This is a genomic window from Cytobacillus gottheilii, assembly GCF_900166665.1.
Taxonomy (GTDB): Bacteria; Bacillota; Bacilli; order Bacillales; family Cytobacillaceae; genus Cytobacillus; species Cytobacillus gottheilii_A.
On sequence record NZ_LT800494.1, the window covers coordinates 926,405 to 941,309 of the forward strand.

Annotated in this window: 19 protein-coding genes; 8 read left to right on the forward strand and 11 right to left on the reverse strand. The window is 38.5% G+C overall.

Translation table 11 applies throughout. From position 1 onward, the window contains the following. Window positions 1-40: 40 nt before the first annotated feature. From mnhG to B7E07_RS04540, 7 genes are read right to left on the reverse strand one after another with little or no spacing between them, the layout of a single operon-like run. Window positions 41-415: a monovalent cation/H(+) antiporter subunit G gene (gene mnhG, locus B7E07_RS04510; protein WP_080844272.1), complete on the reverse strand. Its 375-nt coding sequence runs from the start codon at window positions 413-415 to the stop codon at window positions 41-43. After that, window positions 399-683, reverse strand: coding sequence for a Na(+)/H(+) antiporter subunit F1 (locus B7E07_RS04515; RefSeq protein WP_066442825.1), 285 nt, complete (start codon window positions 681-683; stop codon window positions 399-401). Before B7E07_RS04515 ends, mnhG begins: the two co-directional genes overlap by 17 nt. Then, on the reverse strand, window positions 683-1,159 hold the full coding sequence (locus B7E07_RS04520) for a Na+/H+ antiporter subunit E (RefSeq protein WP_066442826.1): 477 nt from the start codon (window positions 1,157-1,159) through the stop codon (window positions 683-685). Before B7E07_RS04520 ends, B7E07_RS04515 begins: the two co-directional genes overlap by 1 nt. A gap of 5 nt (window positions 1,160-1,164) precedes the next feature. After that, on the reverse strand, window positions 1,165-2,655 hold the full coding sequence (locus tag B7E07_RS04525; RefSeq protein ID WP_066442827.1) for a Na+/H+ antiporter subunit D: 1,491 nt from the start codon (window positions 2,653-2,655) through the stop codon (window positions 1,165-1,167). After that, window positions 2,648-2,989, reverse strand: coding sequence for a Na(+)/H(+) antiporter subunit C (locus tag B7E07_RS04530; RefSeq protein ID WP_066442828.1), 342 nt, complete (start codon window positions 2,987-2,989; stop codon window positions 2,648-2,650). The genes B7E07_RS04525 and B7E07_RS04530 overlap by 8 nt, the downstream gene beginning before the upstream one ends. Further along, window positions 2,989-3,411 (reverse strand): Na(+)/H(+) antiporter subunit B, encoded by a 423-nt coding sequence (locus tag B7E07_RS04535; protein ID WP_080844273.1) that lies wholly within the window; start codon window positions 3,409-3,411, stop codon window positions 2,989-2,991. Before B7E07_RS04535 ends, B7E07_RS04530 begins: the two co-directional genes overlap by 1 nt. A 1-nt stretch (window position 3,412) precedes the next feature. Beyond that, window positions 3,413-5,794, reverse strand: a complete 2,382-nt coding sequence (locus B7E07_RS04540) for a Na+/H+ antiporter subunit A (protein WP_080844274.1) — start codon at window positions 5,792-5,794, stop codon at window positions 3,413-3,415. Between the two features lie 440 nt (window positions 5,795-6,234). Here B7E07_RS04540 and B7E07_RS04545 point away from each other — a divergent pair, with 440 nt between their 5' ends. Further along, entirely contained in the window at window positions 6,235-6,465 is a 231-nt protein-coding gene (locus B7E07_RS04545) for a hypothetical protein (RefSeq protein ID WP_080844275.1), read from the forward strand. A gap of 401 nt (window positions 6,466-6,866) precedes the next feature. Beyond that, window positions 6,867-7,484, forward strand: a complete 618-nt coding sequence (gene kapD, locus B7E07_RS04550) for a 3'-5' exonuclease KapD (protein WP_080844276.1) — start codon at window positions 6,867-6,869, stop codon at window positions 7,482-7,484. Window positions 7,485-7,560: 76 nt separating this feature from the next. Here the strand turns inward: kapD and B7E07_RS04555 are convergent, their stop codons facing one another. Continuing rightward, complete coding sequence (locus B7E07_RS04555) at window positions 7,561-7,944, reverse strand: kinase-associated lipoprotein KapB (protein ID WP_080844277.1); 384 nt, start codon at window positions 7,942-7,944, stop codon at window positions 7,561-7,563. A gap of 90 nt (window positions 7,945-8,034) precedes the next feature. On the opposite strand from B7E07_RS04555, the gene B7E07_RS04560 reads away from it, so the two are divergent. From B7E07_RS04560 to B7E07_RS04570, 3 genes are all read left to right on the forward strand, one after another. Continuing rightward, window positions 8,035-8,739 (forward strand): peptidylprolyl isomerase, encoded by a 705-nt coding sequence (locus B7E07_RS04560; protein ID WP_373886042.1) that lies wholly within the window; start codon window positions 8,035-8,037, stop codon window positions 8,737-8,739. 122 nt (window positions 8,740-8,861) lie between these two features. Then, complete coding sequence (locus B7E07_RS04565) at window positions 8,862-9,077, forward strand: hypothetical protein (RefSeq protein ID WP_066442835.1); 216 nt, start codon at window positions 8,862-8,864, stop codon at window positions 9,075-9,077. Between the two features lie 178 nt (window positions 9,078-9,255). After that, the gene (locus B7E07_RS04570; RefSeq protein WP_080844279.1) at window positions 9,256-9,819 is read left to right on the forward strand and encodes a superoxide dismutase family protein; all 564 of its coding nucleotides are present in this window, start codon (window positions 9,256-9,258) and stop codon (window positions 9,817-9,819) included. Between the two features lie 73 nt (window positions 9,820-9,892). Here B7E07_RS04570 and B7E07_RS04575 read toward each other — a convergent pair whose 3' ends face one another. Next, window positions 9,893-11,062 (reverse strand): MalY/PatB family protein, encoded by a 1,170-nt coding sequence (locus B7E07_RS04575; RefSeq protein ID WP_080844280.1) that lies wholly within the window; start codon window positions 11,060-11,062, stop codon window positions 9,893-9,895. A gap of 76 nt (window positions 11,063-11,138) precedes the next feature. Here B7E07_RS04575 and B7E07_RS04580 point away from each other — a divergent pair, with 76 nt between their 5' ends. Next, window positions 11,139-11,408, forward strand: coding sequence for a DUF1871 family protein (locus B7E07_RS04580; RefSeq protein ID WP_306807543.1), 270 nt, complete (start codon window positions 11,139-11,141; stop codon window positions 11,406-11,408). 67 nt (window positions 11,409-11,475) lie between these two features. Here the strand turns inward: B7E07_RS04580 and B7E07_RS04585 are convergent, their stop codons facing one another. Both B7E07_RS04585 and B7E07_RS04590 read right to left on the reverse strand, forming a co-directional pair. Next, window positions 11,476-12,315, reverse strand: coding sequence for an alpha/beta fold hydrolase (locus B7E07_RS04585; RefSeq protein WP_080844282.1), 840 nt, complete (start codon window positions 12,313-12,315; stop codon window positions 11,476-11,478). Between the two features lie 217 nt (window positions 12,316-12,532). Then, a complete protein-coding gene (locus B7E07_RS04590) occupies window positions 12,533-12,895 on the reverse strand; it encodes a helix-turn-helix domain-containing protein (protein ID WP_080844283.1) in 363 nt (120 codons plus the stop codon). 199 nt (window positions 12,896-13,094) lie between these two features. On the opposite strand from B7E07_RS04590, the gene yugI reads away from it, so the two are divergent. Both yugI and B7E07_RS04600 read left to right on the forward strand, forming a co-directional pair. After that, window positions 13,095-13,496 carry a S1 domain-containing post-transcriptional regulator GSP13 gene (gene yugI, locus B7E07_RS04595; protein ID WP_080844284.1) on the forward strand — a complete coding sequence of 134 codons (402 nt, stop codon included), beginning with the start codon at window positions 13,095-13,097 and terminating at the stop codon, window positions 13,494-13,496. Between the two features lie 217 nt (window positions 13,497-13,713). Next, window positions 13,714-14,904: an ornithine--oxo-acid transaminase gene (locus B7E07_RS04600; protein WP_080849106.1), complete on the forward strand. Its 1,191-nt coding sequence runs from the start codon at window positions 13,714-13,716 to the stop codon at window positions 14,902-14,904. Window position 14,905: the final 1 nt, after the last annotated feature.

The window sequence follows — 14,905 nt, forward strand, 5'->3', positions numbered from 1 at the left end:
CAAAAAACCTCCAGAAGTTATCTGGAGGTTTTTCATGTAATTAGCGGTTTCCTTTTTCAGCAAGCTTTTTCTTCTTTTCGGAAACTTCTTTATAGTCATCTCTTACACTTTGATCCCAAAGTTTTACACCAGAGTTATATGCTGCACGCCCAATTAAATGCCCAGCTACAGGTGAGGTTAAAAAGATGAATACAATCCCAAGTACGATTCGCGGATTAAAGTATCCGTCAATGAAGTAAAAGTAAAGTAAGGCACCAATGAGAATACACATAACACCAAGTGTCGCTGACTTAGAAGCAGCATGGTTCCTTGTGTAAACATCCGGCAGCCGAATAACGCCAAAGGCAGCTACAAGACTTAAAAATGCACCAATTAATAAAAATACAACTATTAGAATATTAGCGATCTCGATCATGTTCAATGATGACTCCCTTCTCCAAGTATTTAGAGAAGGCAACAGTGCCGATAAATGCCAGAATCCCAAGAAGTAAAATTACTTCAAGAAATGCATTTGTATCTAACCCAATTGAAATAAGTGCAATCAAGGCGACTAAATTAATTCCAATTGCATCTAGAGCAATAACACGATCGGGAGTTGAAGGCCCTTTAATAACTCGATAAGTGAGCGCTAATATGGCCGCAGCAATACAGATGATGGAAATCATTACAACCGTATGAATCATTATTTGCTCACCTCCAGAATGGCTTTTTCAAAGGTGTTTTTAATGGAATCAATTGCTTCGTTGGCGTCCTCTATGTCCATTGCATGAACATATAAGATTTTTTTGTCATCTGATACATCAATAACCAATGTTCCAGGAGTTAATGTAATCAGATTTGCAAGTGTCGTGATTTCCCAATCTCTTTCCAGAACAGTCGGAAGTGCAAAAATGCCAGGCTTCATATCCAATTTTGGTTTTAAGACTGATTTTACAACTGCTACATTTGACAAGACGAGCTCTTTCAAAAATAGCAGGATTAGACTGATAATCGCAAACACTCTTAGCAAATAGAACCGAGATGGAAAAAACCGCCTAAACGCAAAGATAATGAGCAGACCAAAAAAGTAACCTTTCAAAAACGCTATAGGTTCATAGCTTGCGGTTAAGAACATCCAAGTAAAGCCGAGAAACATGTTTAATAATATTTGAAATGCCATGCTCATCACTCCTTTAGAACAGCGTCAATATAAAGATCAGGGTTCACTAGTATATTGGCGGCCTGTGAAATGTATGGGAAAACAAAATCTGCACCAACTCCATAAACAACAGCTAATATGACTAAGATCACTGGCGCTGCCATCAGCTGGCGCACAGGAGCTTTTTCCTCACCTTTGTATGTAAGAGGTTTTCCCCAAAATCCGTTAATAAAAATCTTCATGACTGAGAATAAGACGAACAAGCTAGACATTAGGACAATAGCGCCAGTCCAATAATGTTCAGCATCAAATACTCCTTTTATCAAAAGCAGTTTTCCGACAAATCCGCTTAGCGGCGGAATGCCTGCTAATGCCAGTGAAGCAATGAAGAATGTCCAGGCAAGCCCGGGATAATTTTTAATTAAACCGCTTATTTGCTTAAGATTGCTTGTTCCTGTAATAGCAATCATAATGCCAACCAGCAGGAAGAGAGCAGCCTTGACGATCATGTCATGAATAATGTAAAAGACAGAACCTGCTAATGCGTCCTCATTCATGGAGGCAACGCCAGCAAGTATAACCCCTACTGCTGTAATAATATTGTAAATGATAATCTTCTTTATATCCCAATAAGCAATAGCTCCAATGACTCCGAGGATGATTGAGAGTACTGCCATTACACCTAAAAGGGTCTGAATCGTCCCGCCTTCATGATAAAATAAAAGTGAGTATGTTCTGGTGATGGAATAAACTCCAACCTTTGTCAGCAATGCCCCGAAAATAGCCATTACCGGAGCTGGAGGCGCATAATAGGAACCTGGAAGCCAGAAAAATAGCGGAAAAACGGCTCCTTTTAAGCCAAACACAATCATAAATAAAACACCAATTACTGTTATGATCCCAAGCTGCCCATCTGCACTAATGGAAGCGATCCGTTCAGATAAGTGAGCCATGTTTAAGGTGCCGGTTACAGAATATAAGTAACCTACCGCAATGACAAATAAAGCAGAAGAGATCACGTTCACTAAGAGATATTTGATTGATTCGCGCAGCTGAATCTTTGTGCCTCCCAGAACAATTAACACATAAGAAGACATCAGCATGACTTCAAAAAATACAAAGAGATTGAAAATATCCCCTGTAGTAAATGCTCCATTGACTCCTACAATCAAAAAGCTCATCGAAGCATAATAGTTAAACTTTTCACGCTCTTGTCCAATTCCTCGAAAAGAGAAGATGATACAAGCAAAAGAGATAATACTCGTTGTGAGCACAAGCAAAGCAGATAGCATATCTGAAACGAGTGTGATGCCGAATGGAGCATCCCAGTTTGATAAATTAAGTGTTTGAATGCCTTCTGTATGTACTTTATGAGCGAGCATAGCCGCAATGATCACTGTTACAAATGCTGAAATACTTGCAACCCACCTTTGCAGCATAACATGTTTATTGATAAACATGAGAAGGACCCCAGTAATAAGCGGAATCAGAATCGGCAGTAATAAAAAGTTAATCATTTCCTTCAGTTCCTCTCAGTTTCTCCATATTATCTGTCCCAAGCTCCTTGTATGCGCGATAAGCTAGCACAAGGAAAAAGGCAGTTACACCAAAACTAATAACGATTGCTGTTAGAATAAGTGCCTGCGGAAGGGGATCTGTATAAGAAGGGGCTTCTTCGCCAAGAAGCGGTGCTGCTCCTTTCTTAAGACCTCCCATTGTTAATAATAAAAGGTGAGCGCCGTGACTTAAAAGTCCAGTACCGATGATAATTCGCAGCAAGCTTTTTGAGAGTATTAAATAGGTAGCACACATAAATAAAATCCCGATAACAAAAGCCATTAGTATTTCCATTATTCATCTCCTCCAATCGTTTGAATAATGGTCATAGTTACACCTACTACTACCAGAAATACACCTAAGTCAAATATAGTAGCCGTATGCAGGGCCATTTCACCTAAAATAGGCAGGTGAACATCACCAAAAGCATGTGTTAAAAATGGAACATTAAACAATAAAGAGCCAGCGGCTGTTCCGATTGCGAACAAAAGCCCAACCGCTGTCATGGTCATATAATTAATCGGCAGGATCTTAGCGACTGTTTTCATGTCAAAGGCAAGCAGAAGCAGGATAATGGCTCCTGCTGTAAGCAACCCGCCGACAAAGCCGCCTCCCGGAGTATAGTGACCGGCAAAAAAGATATAGATCGAGAAAAGGACGATAATAAACAGCACGATTTTGGTTGCTGTCTGAAGGATAAGATCATTCGTTTTCATGCTATTTCGCCCCTTTCATTCTAAGTTTTATCATGGCGTAGATTCCAATAGATGCAATGGCAAGCACCACAATTTCAAATAACGTATCAAATCCGCGGAAGTCAACAAGAATAACGTTTACCATGTTTTTCCCAGCCGCTTCGGTATAAGTATTCTCCACATAATATTGTGATATGGATTCAAACAGTTTTGTACTATGCGCTGATAGTGCAATTAGTGTTACAACTGCTCCCACACCAATAGAGATGACTAAATTGGTTGCTTTAAAAGCCATCCGTTCTTCATTTCGCTTCTTTGGCAAATGGTAAAAACAAAGAAGGAATAATGAAACGGAAATTGTTTCAATAACCAATTGAGTCAATGCCAAGTCTGGTGCCCGGAAGTTAACAAAGAATAATGCAACGGTATAACCAACTGCACCGAGCAGAATGACCGATGTCAGTCTTGATTTAGCGAATAAAATAGCGACTGATGCAATCACAATGACGGCAACCAGCAGTATTTCGTAATAACGGACATCTGATGCATGTTCGAGATCGATCTTAAAGGCATTCTGTGAGAACAATACAGACGATAAAATGGCGATGAAAAATGCAAAAATATAGATAAGATAGCTTCGTATTGAACCATTCATATACATTCTTGTCATTTTTAAAGAGCCGTTTTGTGCAAATAGCAGCCCATGATCATATGCCTTATTTAAGGCAAGTTTCTCAGGGAATAGTCCATAGATCTTCCTCCACTTTGCTAAAGAGAGGTAAAGCAATGTTCCTAATACGATCACGCCTATGGTCATCCATAATTCCAGATTAAAGCCATGCCAGAAAGAGATATGAACTTCGAATAAGAATTCAGGCATAATCGCTGATAGTGCAGGTTCAATAATATTGACTGATAAAATATTTGGGAAAAAGCCAATAATTATCACTAAAGAAGCAAGGATGATTGGTGAAATTAACATGCCAATCGGTGCTTCATGAGGCTTTTTCTCCAATTTTTCAGGCTGAAGTTTGCCTGTGAACGTTTTGAAAACAAGGACCATACTGTAAATAAATGTGAATACACTTGCAATCCAAGCAATGACAGGAAACAGAATGCCCCATGTATCTAATTGGAATACATTGAAATCTATAATATGTGTCATTGCAGTAAAGAACATTTCCTTACTCAGGAAACCATTAAATGGCGGAAGACCGGCCATGGAAAACGAGCCAATAATCGCTAATGTGAATGTAATAGGCATCAGCTGCATTAAACCGCCAAGTCTCCGTATATCACGTGTTCCTGTTTCATGATCGACAATCCCGACAACCATAAACAAACTTCCTTTGAAGGTCGCATGATTGATTAAGTGAAAGACTGCAGCAGTTGTGGCAATTGTATGGTATTTGTCATCAATGCCATCAAAATGCAGCGCAGCTGCACCTATTCCCAGCAATGACATGATCATACCAAGCTGACTGATCGTTGAAAACGCGAGGATCGCCTTTAAATCTGTTTGTTTCACAGCAGAAAAAGATCCCCAGAACAAGGTAACGATTCCAAAACCAGCGATAAGCCATAGCCAAAGCGCATGGTCAGCAAATACAGGGCTCATTCTTGCAACGAGGTAGATACCTGCTTTAACCATAGTGGCTGAATGGAGATATGCACTGACAGGTGTTGGTGCCTCCATTGCGTCTGGCAGCCAGATGTGAAATGGGAATTGAGCTGATTTTGTAAACGCGCCAAGCAAAATGCAAAGCAAGGCAGGAACAAATAACGGATGTGTAAAGATTACATCTGATTGTGCAATAATTTCAGATATGCTAAAGGTTCCAGTCATTATGTATAAGAGGATAATGCCTCCAAGCATGGAAAGACCGCCAAAAACGGTGATCAGCATTGATTTTTGGGCACCATAACGAGATTTCTCACGATCATACCAATATCCAATTAGCAGAAAAGAAGAAAAGCTTGTTAATTCCCAAAAAGCGTACAGGACAATTAAGTTATCAGATAGGACAACTCCAAGCATAGCCCCCATAAACAGAAGCAAATACACATAGAATGTATTTAACTTTTCTTTATCCTTCGATAAATAATAAATGGAGTAAAGAATGACTAAGGTTCCGATACCTGTAATAAGCAGGGCAAAAAGCAAGCCAAGTCCATCAATCTTAGCAGTAAATTCAATCCCTAATGCTTCAATCCATGTAAACGATTCAATAATCGGCTGAGAAGTTGAAGTGGCTGAAACAAAAGAGACAAAATAAATAAACAATACAAGCGGTAATGGCAGGATAAACCAACCTGTATGAACCTTCTTAAAGAGCTTGTACAGAATAGGTACGAGCACCGCCAGAAGGAATGGTGAAATAATAGCCAAATGAAGCAGAGACAAAACAAGACCTCCTTTATTTTTCTAAGAATGTAATGATGGGCGAGCTAGTTATAGCAGCCTTTTTTATTTTTTCTAAAAGTTCTTTTGAAGCAAGGGTTAATGAAAATTGCAGTCCCTCTTCTTTTAGAATGGATATAAGTATATGTTCCAGGGGGTGTCTGTACATAGTATCCACACCTTATGTACAAAGTTATGTTTAATTATTTACCCAAAAAATAAAAAATACGACCTAACACCTGTTCCAAAAAGCATATCAAACCAAATTATAACCTAAAATATTGTTGCATGCATGCTCTAAAACCTTTATATAAGTGGGTTTCTATCTTTCTTATTAAATATGTAGAAACACGGAAAAAAATATAAAAAAATATTTTGAAATAATCTCTTTTGAATAAAAATCCGCTCTTATTCCCACACTTATAAATAGGGTGGTGTTATGGATGAGAGCAAAAATTATTGCTGCAGTATCCATTTTTGTCGTACTGTTTTCCGGAGCATGGCTCGTTAACGAAACTGGAAAACGAGAATTTTATATTCCTGGTGAAGCTGACGAAATAGTTGAAATGATGCCAGTGGAATCAGTTGAGAATATCATGCAGGCTCCTTTGGAGAAACAAAAAATTGAAGCCTTTCAATCAAGAGAATATGTGCGAATCAAAAAAGCTTCTTAAAAAGGACGAGAGCAATCTCGTTCTTTTTGTACTTTAAGAAGGTAAAACTGAGCAGCAGAGGTGAAGAAGCGACATTGCAGCTCATTTAGAATAAAGCATAAAATGCATCTTAGTTTCTGGCTTCGGCTTAGTTTTGTCAATCGGCAAGTTGTTTTTGACAGCTGGAAAGTAAAATTTCACCAGAAGGCTAATAACAAGTTATTTGAAGCGAAGGTTCTGTCTTAAGACAAGAGAAATAATAGCTATTAAATATTGAATCAGAGCTAAAGGCATAGCTATCAATAGTATCTTAGGGTATTCTGATCTGTTAACTTTTAATTAACGAAAAATTGCGTTTTTCAGCAGTAAATGGAATTCTGTCATGATATAATGGTAGAAAGTAGCCGGGGCAGGTGATTCAGATGGAAGTTAGGCAGCATTTATTTATTGATTTTGAATTTACAATGCCTGATAAAGGCAAACAATACAAAGGATTTTATCCGGAAATCATTGAAGTTGGTGTCGTATCAGTCATCAATAATCAAATCTTCGAAGAATTCTCCTCTTATGTAACACCAATCCAATATCCGAAATTATCGAAGCGCTGTAAATCCTTTTTAAACATCTCGCAGCAGCAGGTTGATGATGGAATTATTTTTTCAGAACTTGTTCATAAGCTAAAGCGAATGACGGGAGAACATCCATATACAATTGTAACCTGGGGAAATACTGATATGAAGGTTCTGCGTTCTAACTGTGAAAAGGCAGGGCTGCACTTTCCTTTTTCAGGAAAAGAGGTAGACCTTTCAATGGAGTATAAGCGTTTCTTTGGTGACAAAAATCAGACTGGTTTATGGAAGGCTGTTCAAGAATACGGCAAAGATGGTGTTGGTTTGCATCACCGGGCATTGGATGATGCATTAACAACCTATAAGATTTTTAAGCTTGTCGAAAAGGACAAACAATATTTACAAAAACATGAGCCTACTACAATTGGGGACCGAGTAGATTTAGCAAAGCTCTTTAATAAATTTGCTTAGTTGAGAATGGAGCTGGCAGGGTCCTATACTATAAGGGCAATGAAATTTTAAAACTGCCACAGACAGTGCAGCAGTTTTAATCCTTAAAGTAAGTACCCTCTAATATACGGATATTATCCAGGCTTTTTTGTGCCCATTCATTATCCGTTTTCAAAAGGTCTTCTTTCATTTGATCCAAAACATCTTTAAGTGAGTCTATATACGAAGGGATTTCGCCTTCATATGGTCGGACCATTTGTTTTGGGATATTGGTTTGTTCACGGAATGATAATGCTTTTCTCTCATGAAATATCATCACATCTGCTTGTTTAGGGTTATGTAAATCTCCCTGCATTGGGTGTTTGGCCACAGCTAACACACGCATTACGTAATGCATAGGGCGGATGTCTGTAATCTCCCCAATATATTTACCTGTTTTATAAATTCCTGTCACCTTGTCGCCGATTTGAAATTCTGCCATTTTTTTATACCCTCCTCTTATTACTATTATGGTTTGTCTAAAGTGCAAAATCAAATTATAATTTCCATATACATATTGAATGGAGGAAGAATGATGAAAATACGTTTATTGGCAGTATTGTCTATTCTGCTCTTGGTTTTAACAGCTTGTGGAACGAATACGGAGGATTCAGCTGAACCCTCTGAATCCAATGGAACTGAAGCTGTTCAATCGAGTTTGCCGCAGCTGAGTGAAGAAGTCAGCAATGATGAAAAGCTCGTGGAGATGACAACTTCATTAGGAGTCATCAAAATGAAGCTATTTCCTGAGCAGGCTCCAAAAGCAGTTGAAAACTTTATTACACATAGTAAAGATGGTTATTATGAAGGAATCATATTTCACCGGGTCATACAAGATTTTATGATTCAAACTGGAGATCCACAAGGAACGGGAATGGGCGGTGAAAGTATTTTTGGAGAACCATTTGAAGATGAGTTTTCCAGCGATCTTTTTCATTTTAGAGGGGCTTTAGCTATGGCCAATTCTGGCGCCAATACAAATGGCAGTCAATTCTTTATCGTTCAAAATAAAAACCTTGATCCAAGTCTCACACAACAAATGGAGGTTGCAGAATATCCTGAAGAAGCTGTGACAGCCTACGAAGCAGGGGGAACACCATGGCTGGATGGAAAGCACACTGTATTTGGACAAGTTATAGAAGGCATGGACGTAGTAGATGAAATTGCAGCTGCGGAAGCGGAAAATGATAAACCGCTTGAAGATATTGTGATCGAAAAGATAACCGTTATTGAATAGTGTCTAGATCTAAAATGCCTGTTCAAATTCGCATAGTTCCCTTTAAGTCTATACAGCTTTTTATTTAGAAATCTGTTATAATTAGGCATTGACCATGACAGTTGCAGAAAGGATGGATGTTAATGGCTCAATGGTTCATATTTTCATTATTCTTGTATTTTCCAGAAGATAAGACAGAATATATACCTGCAGCAATTTGGTGTATTATTTTCCTCATAGCCGCTGCGTTAACAATGAAATTTATTATACATGTTTCAAAGCGAGAAGGCGAAAAAACAAAAGAATTAGAAGAGCGTATAAACCGTCAAATGGCAAGTCAGCAAAAAGAGAACAGTTAAAACTGTTCTCTTTTTTGTGTTTATTGGGAGGTCTGCAGTTCCTGTATTTCATTCGTATAACATCGATACTAGTTACGGATATTCAGAATCCAAATAGGAAACAATATAGCATGTCCTTTTCACAGATGGTTAATAGTTTAGCTTATATTGAAAACAAAGTGCTTGGGGGTAAAATACAGTGAAAAAATTAGTTGCGGCACTGGCTATCTTACTTTTAGCAGGATGCGGCGAAGAAAACATTACGAACGTGGATGTTGAAATGCACAACGCGGTAGGTGATTCGCTCGGTACGATTAAGCTTGGTCAACAAGCAGAGGGTGTTAAACTTGAACTGGATCTTGAGGGGTTGCCTCCAGGTGAACATGCCATGCATATCCATGAAAAAGGTGAATGTGAACCACCTGACTTTAAGTCCGCAGGAAATCATTTTAATCCGGATGATAAAGAGCATGGCTTGCTTCATCCGAAAGGAGCCCACGCAGGTGACCTTCCCAATATTATTGTAGAAGATGATGGGAAAGTAAAGGCAGAACTAATGGCGCCGCAAGTGTCTTTAAAAGAAGATAAAACTTCCCTTTTTACGAAAGATGGAACAACCATAGTCATCGATGAAGGAATAGATGACGGGATGACCCAGCCTTCCGGAGATTCAGGAGAAAGAATAGCCTGCGGTAGAATTTCAAAGAATAAAGATGAAAAAAAGACGAAAAGCGCACAAGATGATACAGGAAAAGAAGAGTAAATGAACAATAAACCCAAGAGGCCATTAGTCCTTCTTGGGTTTACTTTAGGTAAAGATCAATCATAAGAAAGGTTTAAGAGAAGGCGTGTTTAACTCGATTTAGTCCGTCCAGTAAAACCGTTTGAGAGCAGGCGAAATTTAAACGTACAAACCCTTCGCCGCCTGGTCCGTATTTATTGCCAGGTTCAAGCGCTACCTTGCCTTTCTTTAGCAGACGCTCCTGTATTTCATCATCAGACAATTGAAGTTTACGGCAATCAAGCCATAACAAATAAGTTCCTTCCGGCTCTATTGCTTTTATATCAGGAAGGTTTTCCTCTATAAACTGAGTGGCTATTCTTCGATTTTCATCTAGGTAATTCAGCAGTTCATTTAGCCAGTTATCTCCATAGCGATACGCTGCTTCCATACCTGTTAGTCCAAAAGTTGATAATGTGAAAAACCCTAGTCTCGCTTGAATATCACTAAACTGTTTACGCAGCTGTTCATTTTCAATCAATACGGCAGACGCCTGCAGACCTGCTAAATTAAATGTTTTTGTTGGTGCAATACAAGTGATGGTTATGTCTCTATAGCGCTGATCTAAAGAAGCAATCGGAAGATGTTGATGTGGAGTATAAATTAAATCTGCGTGAATTTCGTCGGAAAGAATATAGCAATTATATTGGCAGCATAAATCGCCCATTTTTCTTAATTCCTCTTCCGTCCACACACGGCCGCCAGGATTATGCGGGTTACATAAGAGAAATAATTTAACCCCTTCTTTTAGCTTTTCTTCAAAGTCAACAAAGTCAATCTGATATTGATTATCTTTTAATTTCAGAGGTGAATTGACAACTACTCTTTCATTTCCTTCAATCATGCTAAAGAACGGTGTGTATACGGGAGATTGCAGCATAACTTGATCACCTTTTTCGGTAAAAGCCAAAATAGCTGCAGCAATGGAAGGGACAACACCGAGACTGAATAATACGGCATTTTTTGATATTTCCCAGTTATGACGGCTTTTTTGCCACTCAGCAATTGCATTGGTGGTTGAGGCTGGCGCATATGTATATCCATAGATTTTATGCTGAACTCTTTTTTTAAGTGCCTCTGTAACTTCAGCAGGGGGCATAAAATCCATGTCAGCCACCCACATTGGCAAAACTTCATCTGAACCAAATAGATCTTTTCTTAATCCCCATTTAACCGAATTCGTCTGCTCGCGATTAATTGGTGTTTGAAAATCATAATTCGTCATTTTAGCACCGCCTATTTTAGATTTGCACTTTTCCCTTTCTATGATAAGATATGAAGACTAAAAATGAAAATAAAAGGTGAGCAGATTGCAAAGTCAAGAATTGAATCTAAGGCTTGTTGATACGTTGAACAGCTGGGATCCCTTTCAGATTGGGGCTGGCAGCTATGATACGGAAATTGCGGATATCCTGCAGGCTGTACATGATCTGAACGATGCAGAGCAGCTTTCAAGGAAAATACAAGCAATCTTTGAGTTTTCCTTTGAAGAAGTGCTTCCACTGAGCAAATGTTATACAATGGCTGTTCATTTGCTTTCTATTAAGAATGATAGTTCATGCAGTATATAAAAAATACGGCACGCCTGCTGGCGCGCCGTATTTTTTATTAAATCAGCTATAAGGTTTGGCAAATCTTTTACACGCTCACCACTGCAGACAAAAATCCTTTCATTTCTGCTACAATTTCTTCTGGCCTTTCTTCAGGAACAAGGTGGCCTGTCTCTTTTAAAATGATTAATTTTGAATTAGGCAAATTTTTGTGCAGTCTCTTTCCCTTTGAAAGAGGAACTACACGGTCATGCTCACCCCAAATAAGCAGGCACGGTGTCTGAATTCGTTTTATATCCTCTTCCGTTAAATCACCTTCCCGATGACGAATCATTCGTGTTAAACCTTGGAAAATAGAGTTATTAAGGAAAGGAGACATATATCCTTTTCTCATATCTTCATCAATCATTGCCTGATTATAAACGACATTCTTTAAGTTTTTTTCTAGTCCAGATTTCGCTAAATGGCGTTTAACATATAGATGGAAAAAAGGAATATAGCTTGTGTAGACTAAAGATTGATGTGATTTGGGCAGATAAGCAGAACTGCACAATAGCAGTGCACTGCTTGCTGCTGCAGGCCTCTGCAGGAGCATATTCATGACAATTTGTCCGCCCATAGAGTGTCCGGCAAGTATCATATTGGAAATCTGCAGGCGATCAGTAAGTTCAAATATAGAACTTGCCATGTTTTGATAAGAATAAAGAAATCGCTTCGACTTTCCGCTCTTTCCGAAAGGAGGAATATCAACAGCTAAGATATTATATTCTTCCTGCAAATGTGGAATAAGCTTGCGAAAACTGAATGCTGAGGAGAGGAAGCCATGCAGCATAATAATCGTTGGCCCTGCTGATGGATGCTTAATATATTCGTAATAAAACTCATTGCCGTTAATATTTTCTATGCCAGAATAGAACTTGCTTTTCACAGTGCTCCTCCTTTTACATGTCAAAGTTTACTATGTTTATTTTGCCGTTATGCCAAACTTTTACACATGAAAAAGAAAAAAACACCTTTTTAGCGATGAAGACTTGAAGAAATAAAAAAAAGACAATCCTATAGCAGATTGTCACTTCAAAAAGGGGGGAATACTAGAAAGCTTGTAGAACTATCATGTCCATTTTTATTTTCATTTATACTTTCATTTATTGAGAATCATATTTCACTTCAAAGAGCATTTGCATTACCCGCAAGAAATCCTCTTCGCTAAATTCCTTTGCTTTTCGCAGAATTAATTTAGCCTTCTTTGTACCAATTTCTTGAACAAGCTGCTCAATCTCTTTATCGATGCCATTATGTTCTGCATGCAGATCCTGCTCTAGAAGTTCAGATGCGGGGATATCTAATACGGTGGAGATTTTTAATATCGTATTGGTATCTGGTACTTGTTCGCCTTTTTCATACTTTTCAATTGTTGCCGTGCCAACTCGGATTCTCATGGCTAATTCAGCTTCTGTTAAATTCGCTCTTTGACGTGCTAGTTTTAAATTCTCACTTAAAGAAGACATGTGGTGCGCACCTCTTTCCTCACTTTAATATAATATTTTAATCTTAATTATAACGTATTATTTCCAATTTTTCGCAAAAGTTGTTTCCGTTTTCAAATCCGTGTGATCCTTTGTTATTTTTGTAATGTGTATCATCCTGTGGTATAATTATTTATTGCGAATAATTAACGTATAAATTTAATCAATTAGGAGTGTTTTCATGTCAGAGAAAGTTGAAGTTGGAAGTGTAATTACAGGGAAAGTAACAGGTATTCAGCCATATGGAGCATTTGTGGCTTTAGATGAAAATACACAAGGACTTGTGCATATTTCAGAAGTTACACACGGATTTGTAAAAGATATCAATGAACATTTAAAAGTTGGCGATGAGGTAAACGTAAAAGTTTTATCTATCGATGAGCAAGCTGGGAAAATTGGTCTTTCTATTCGTGCAACAGAAGAAGCACCTGCACAAGTGGAAAGCAAACCAAAGAAACCACGCAAGCGCCAAGCTGCACCAATTAAATTTGAAGATGAATCAGCTCAAGGATTTAACACTTTGAAAGATAAGCTTCAAGAGTGGATCGACCAATCTGAACGTGATGACTTAATTAAAAAATAATAGTATGTAAAGTCAGGCTGATGCCTGGCTTTTTTTGTTGTTTATAATTCTTAGAATAAGATTATGATTTAAAGGAATATGATAGTCTAAATAGCTCATTTAGAGGAGTTTTCTCTTATTTTATAAAAAATTCGTTCTATTTAGTTTTAAGGTCGGACAATAAACGTTAAAATAGAAAGTAGTATTTAGAATGGGAGGAATGATCTTGAGTAAAGAGATGTTGAAATCGAAATCACTTATTGAACAAACTGAAAAATATGGTGCTAACAATTATCATCCCCTTCCGATTGTCATAGCAAAAGCAGAAGGTGTATGGGTTGAGGATCCTGAAGGAAATAAATATATGGATATGTTAAGCGCTTACTCTGCGGTCAACCAAGGGCATCGACATCCCAAAATTATTCAAGCGCTAAAAGATCAGGCAGATCGGGTTACACTTACTTCACGAGCGTTTCATAATGACCAGCTTGGGCCTTGGTATGAAATGATTTGCGAATTAACGGGCATGGATATGGCTTTACCGATGAACACTGGGGCGGAAGCAGTTGAGACAGCTGTCAAAGCCGCACGCCGCTGGGCATACGATGTGAAAGGTGTGGCTGAAAACCAGGCTGAAATTATTGCTTGTGTTGGAAACTTTCACGGCCGAACAATGACAGCGGTTTCTCTTTCTTCTGAAGAAGAGTACAAGCGGGGATTTGGACCAATGCTTCCAGGAATCAAACTAGTTCCATATGGTGATCTAGATGCACTGCAAGCTGCGATAACGGAAAATACTGCTGCCTTTTTAATTGAACCGATTCAAGGAGAAGCAGGGATCATTATTCCTCCAGAAGGCTTTATGAAAAATGCGTACGAGCTCTGCAAGGAAAAGAATGTTTTATTCATTGCGGATGAGATTCAGGCAGGTTTAGCCAGAACAGGAAAAATGCTTGCATGTGAGTGGGAAGATATGAAACCGGATATGTATATTCTGGGGAAAGCATTGGGGGGCGGAGTATTCCCAATCTCTTGTGTAACCGCAGGCAAAGAGGTTCTGGGGGTGTTTAACCCAGGATCACATGGCTCCACTTTTGGAGGAAATCCGATGGCATGTGCAGTGTCCATTGCTTCCATTGATGTTTTGAAAAATGAAAAGCTTGCAGAACGATCTCTTGAGCTTGGCGAGTACTTTATGCAAAAACTGAAAGAAATCAATAACCCAATCATTAAAGAAGTAAGAGGACGCGGTTTGTTTATTGGTGTTGAGTTAACCGAAGCAGCTCGCCCATATTGTGAACAGCTGAAGCAGGAAGGCCTGCTTTGTAAAGAAACACATGATACGGTTATTCGCTTTGCACCGCCTCTTATTATCAGTAAAGAAGATTTGGACTGGGCGATTGAAAAGGTGAAAAAGGTGCTTTCATAAT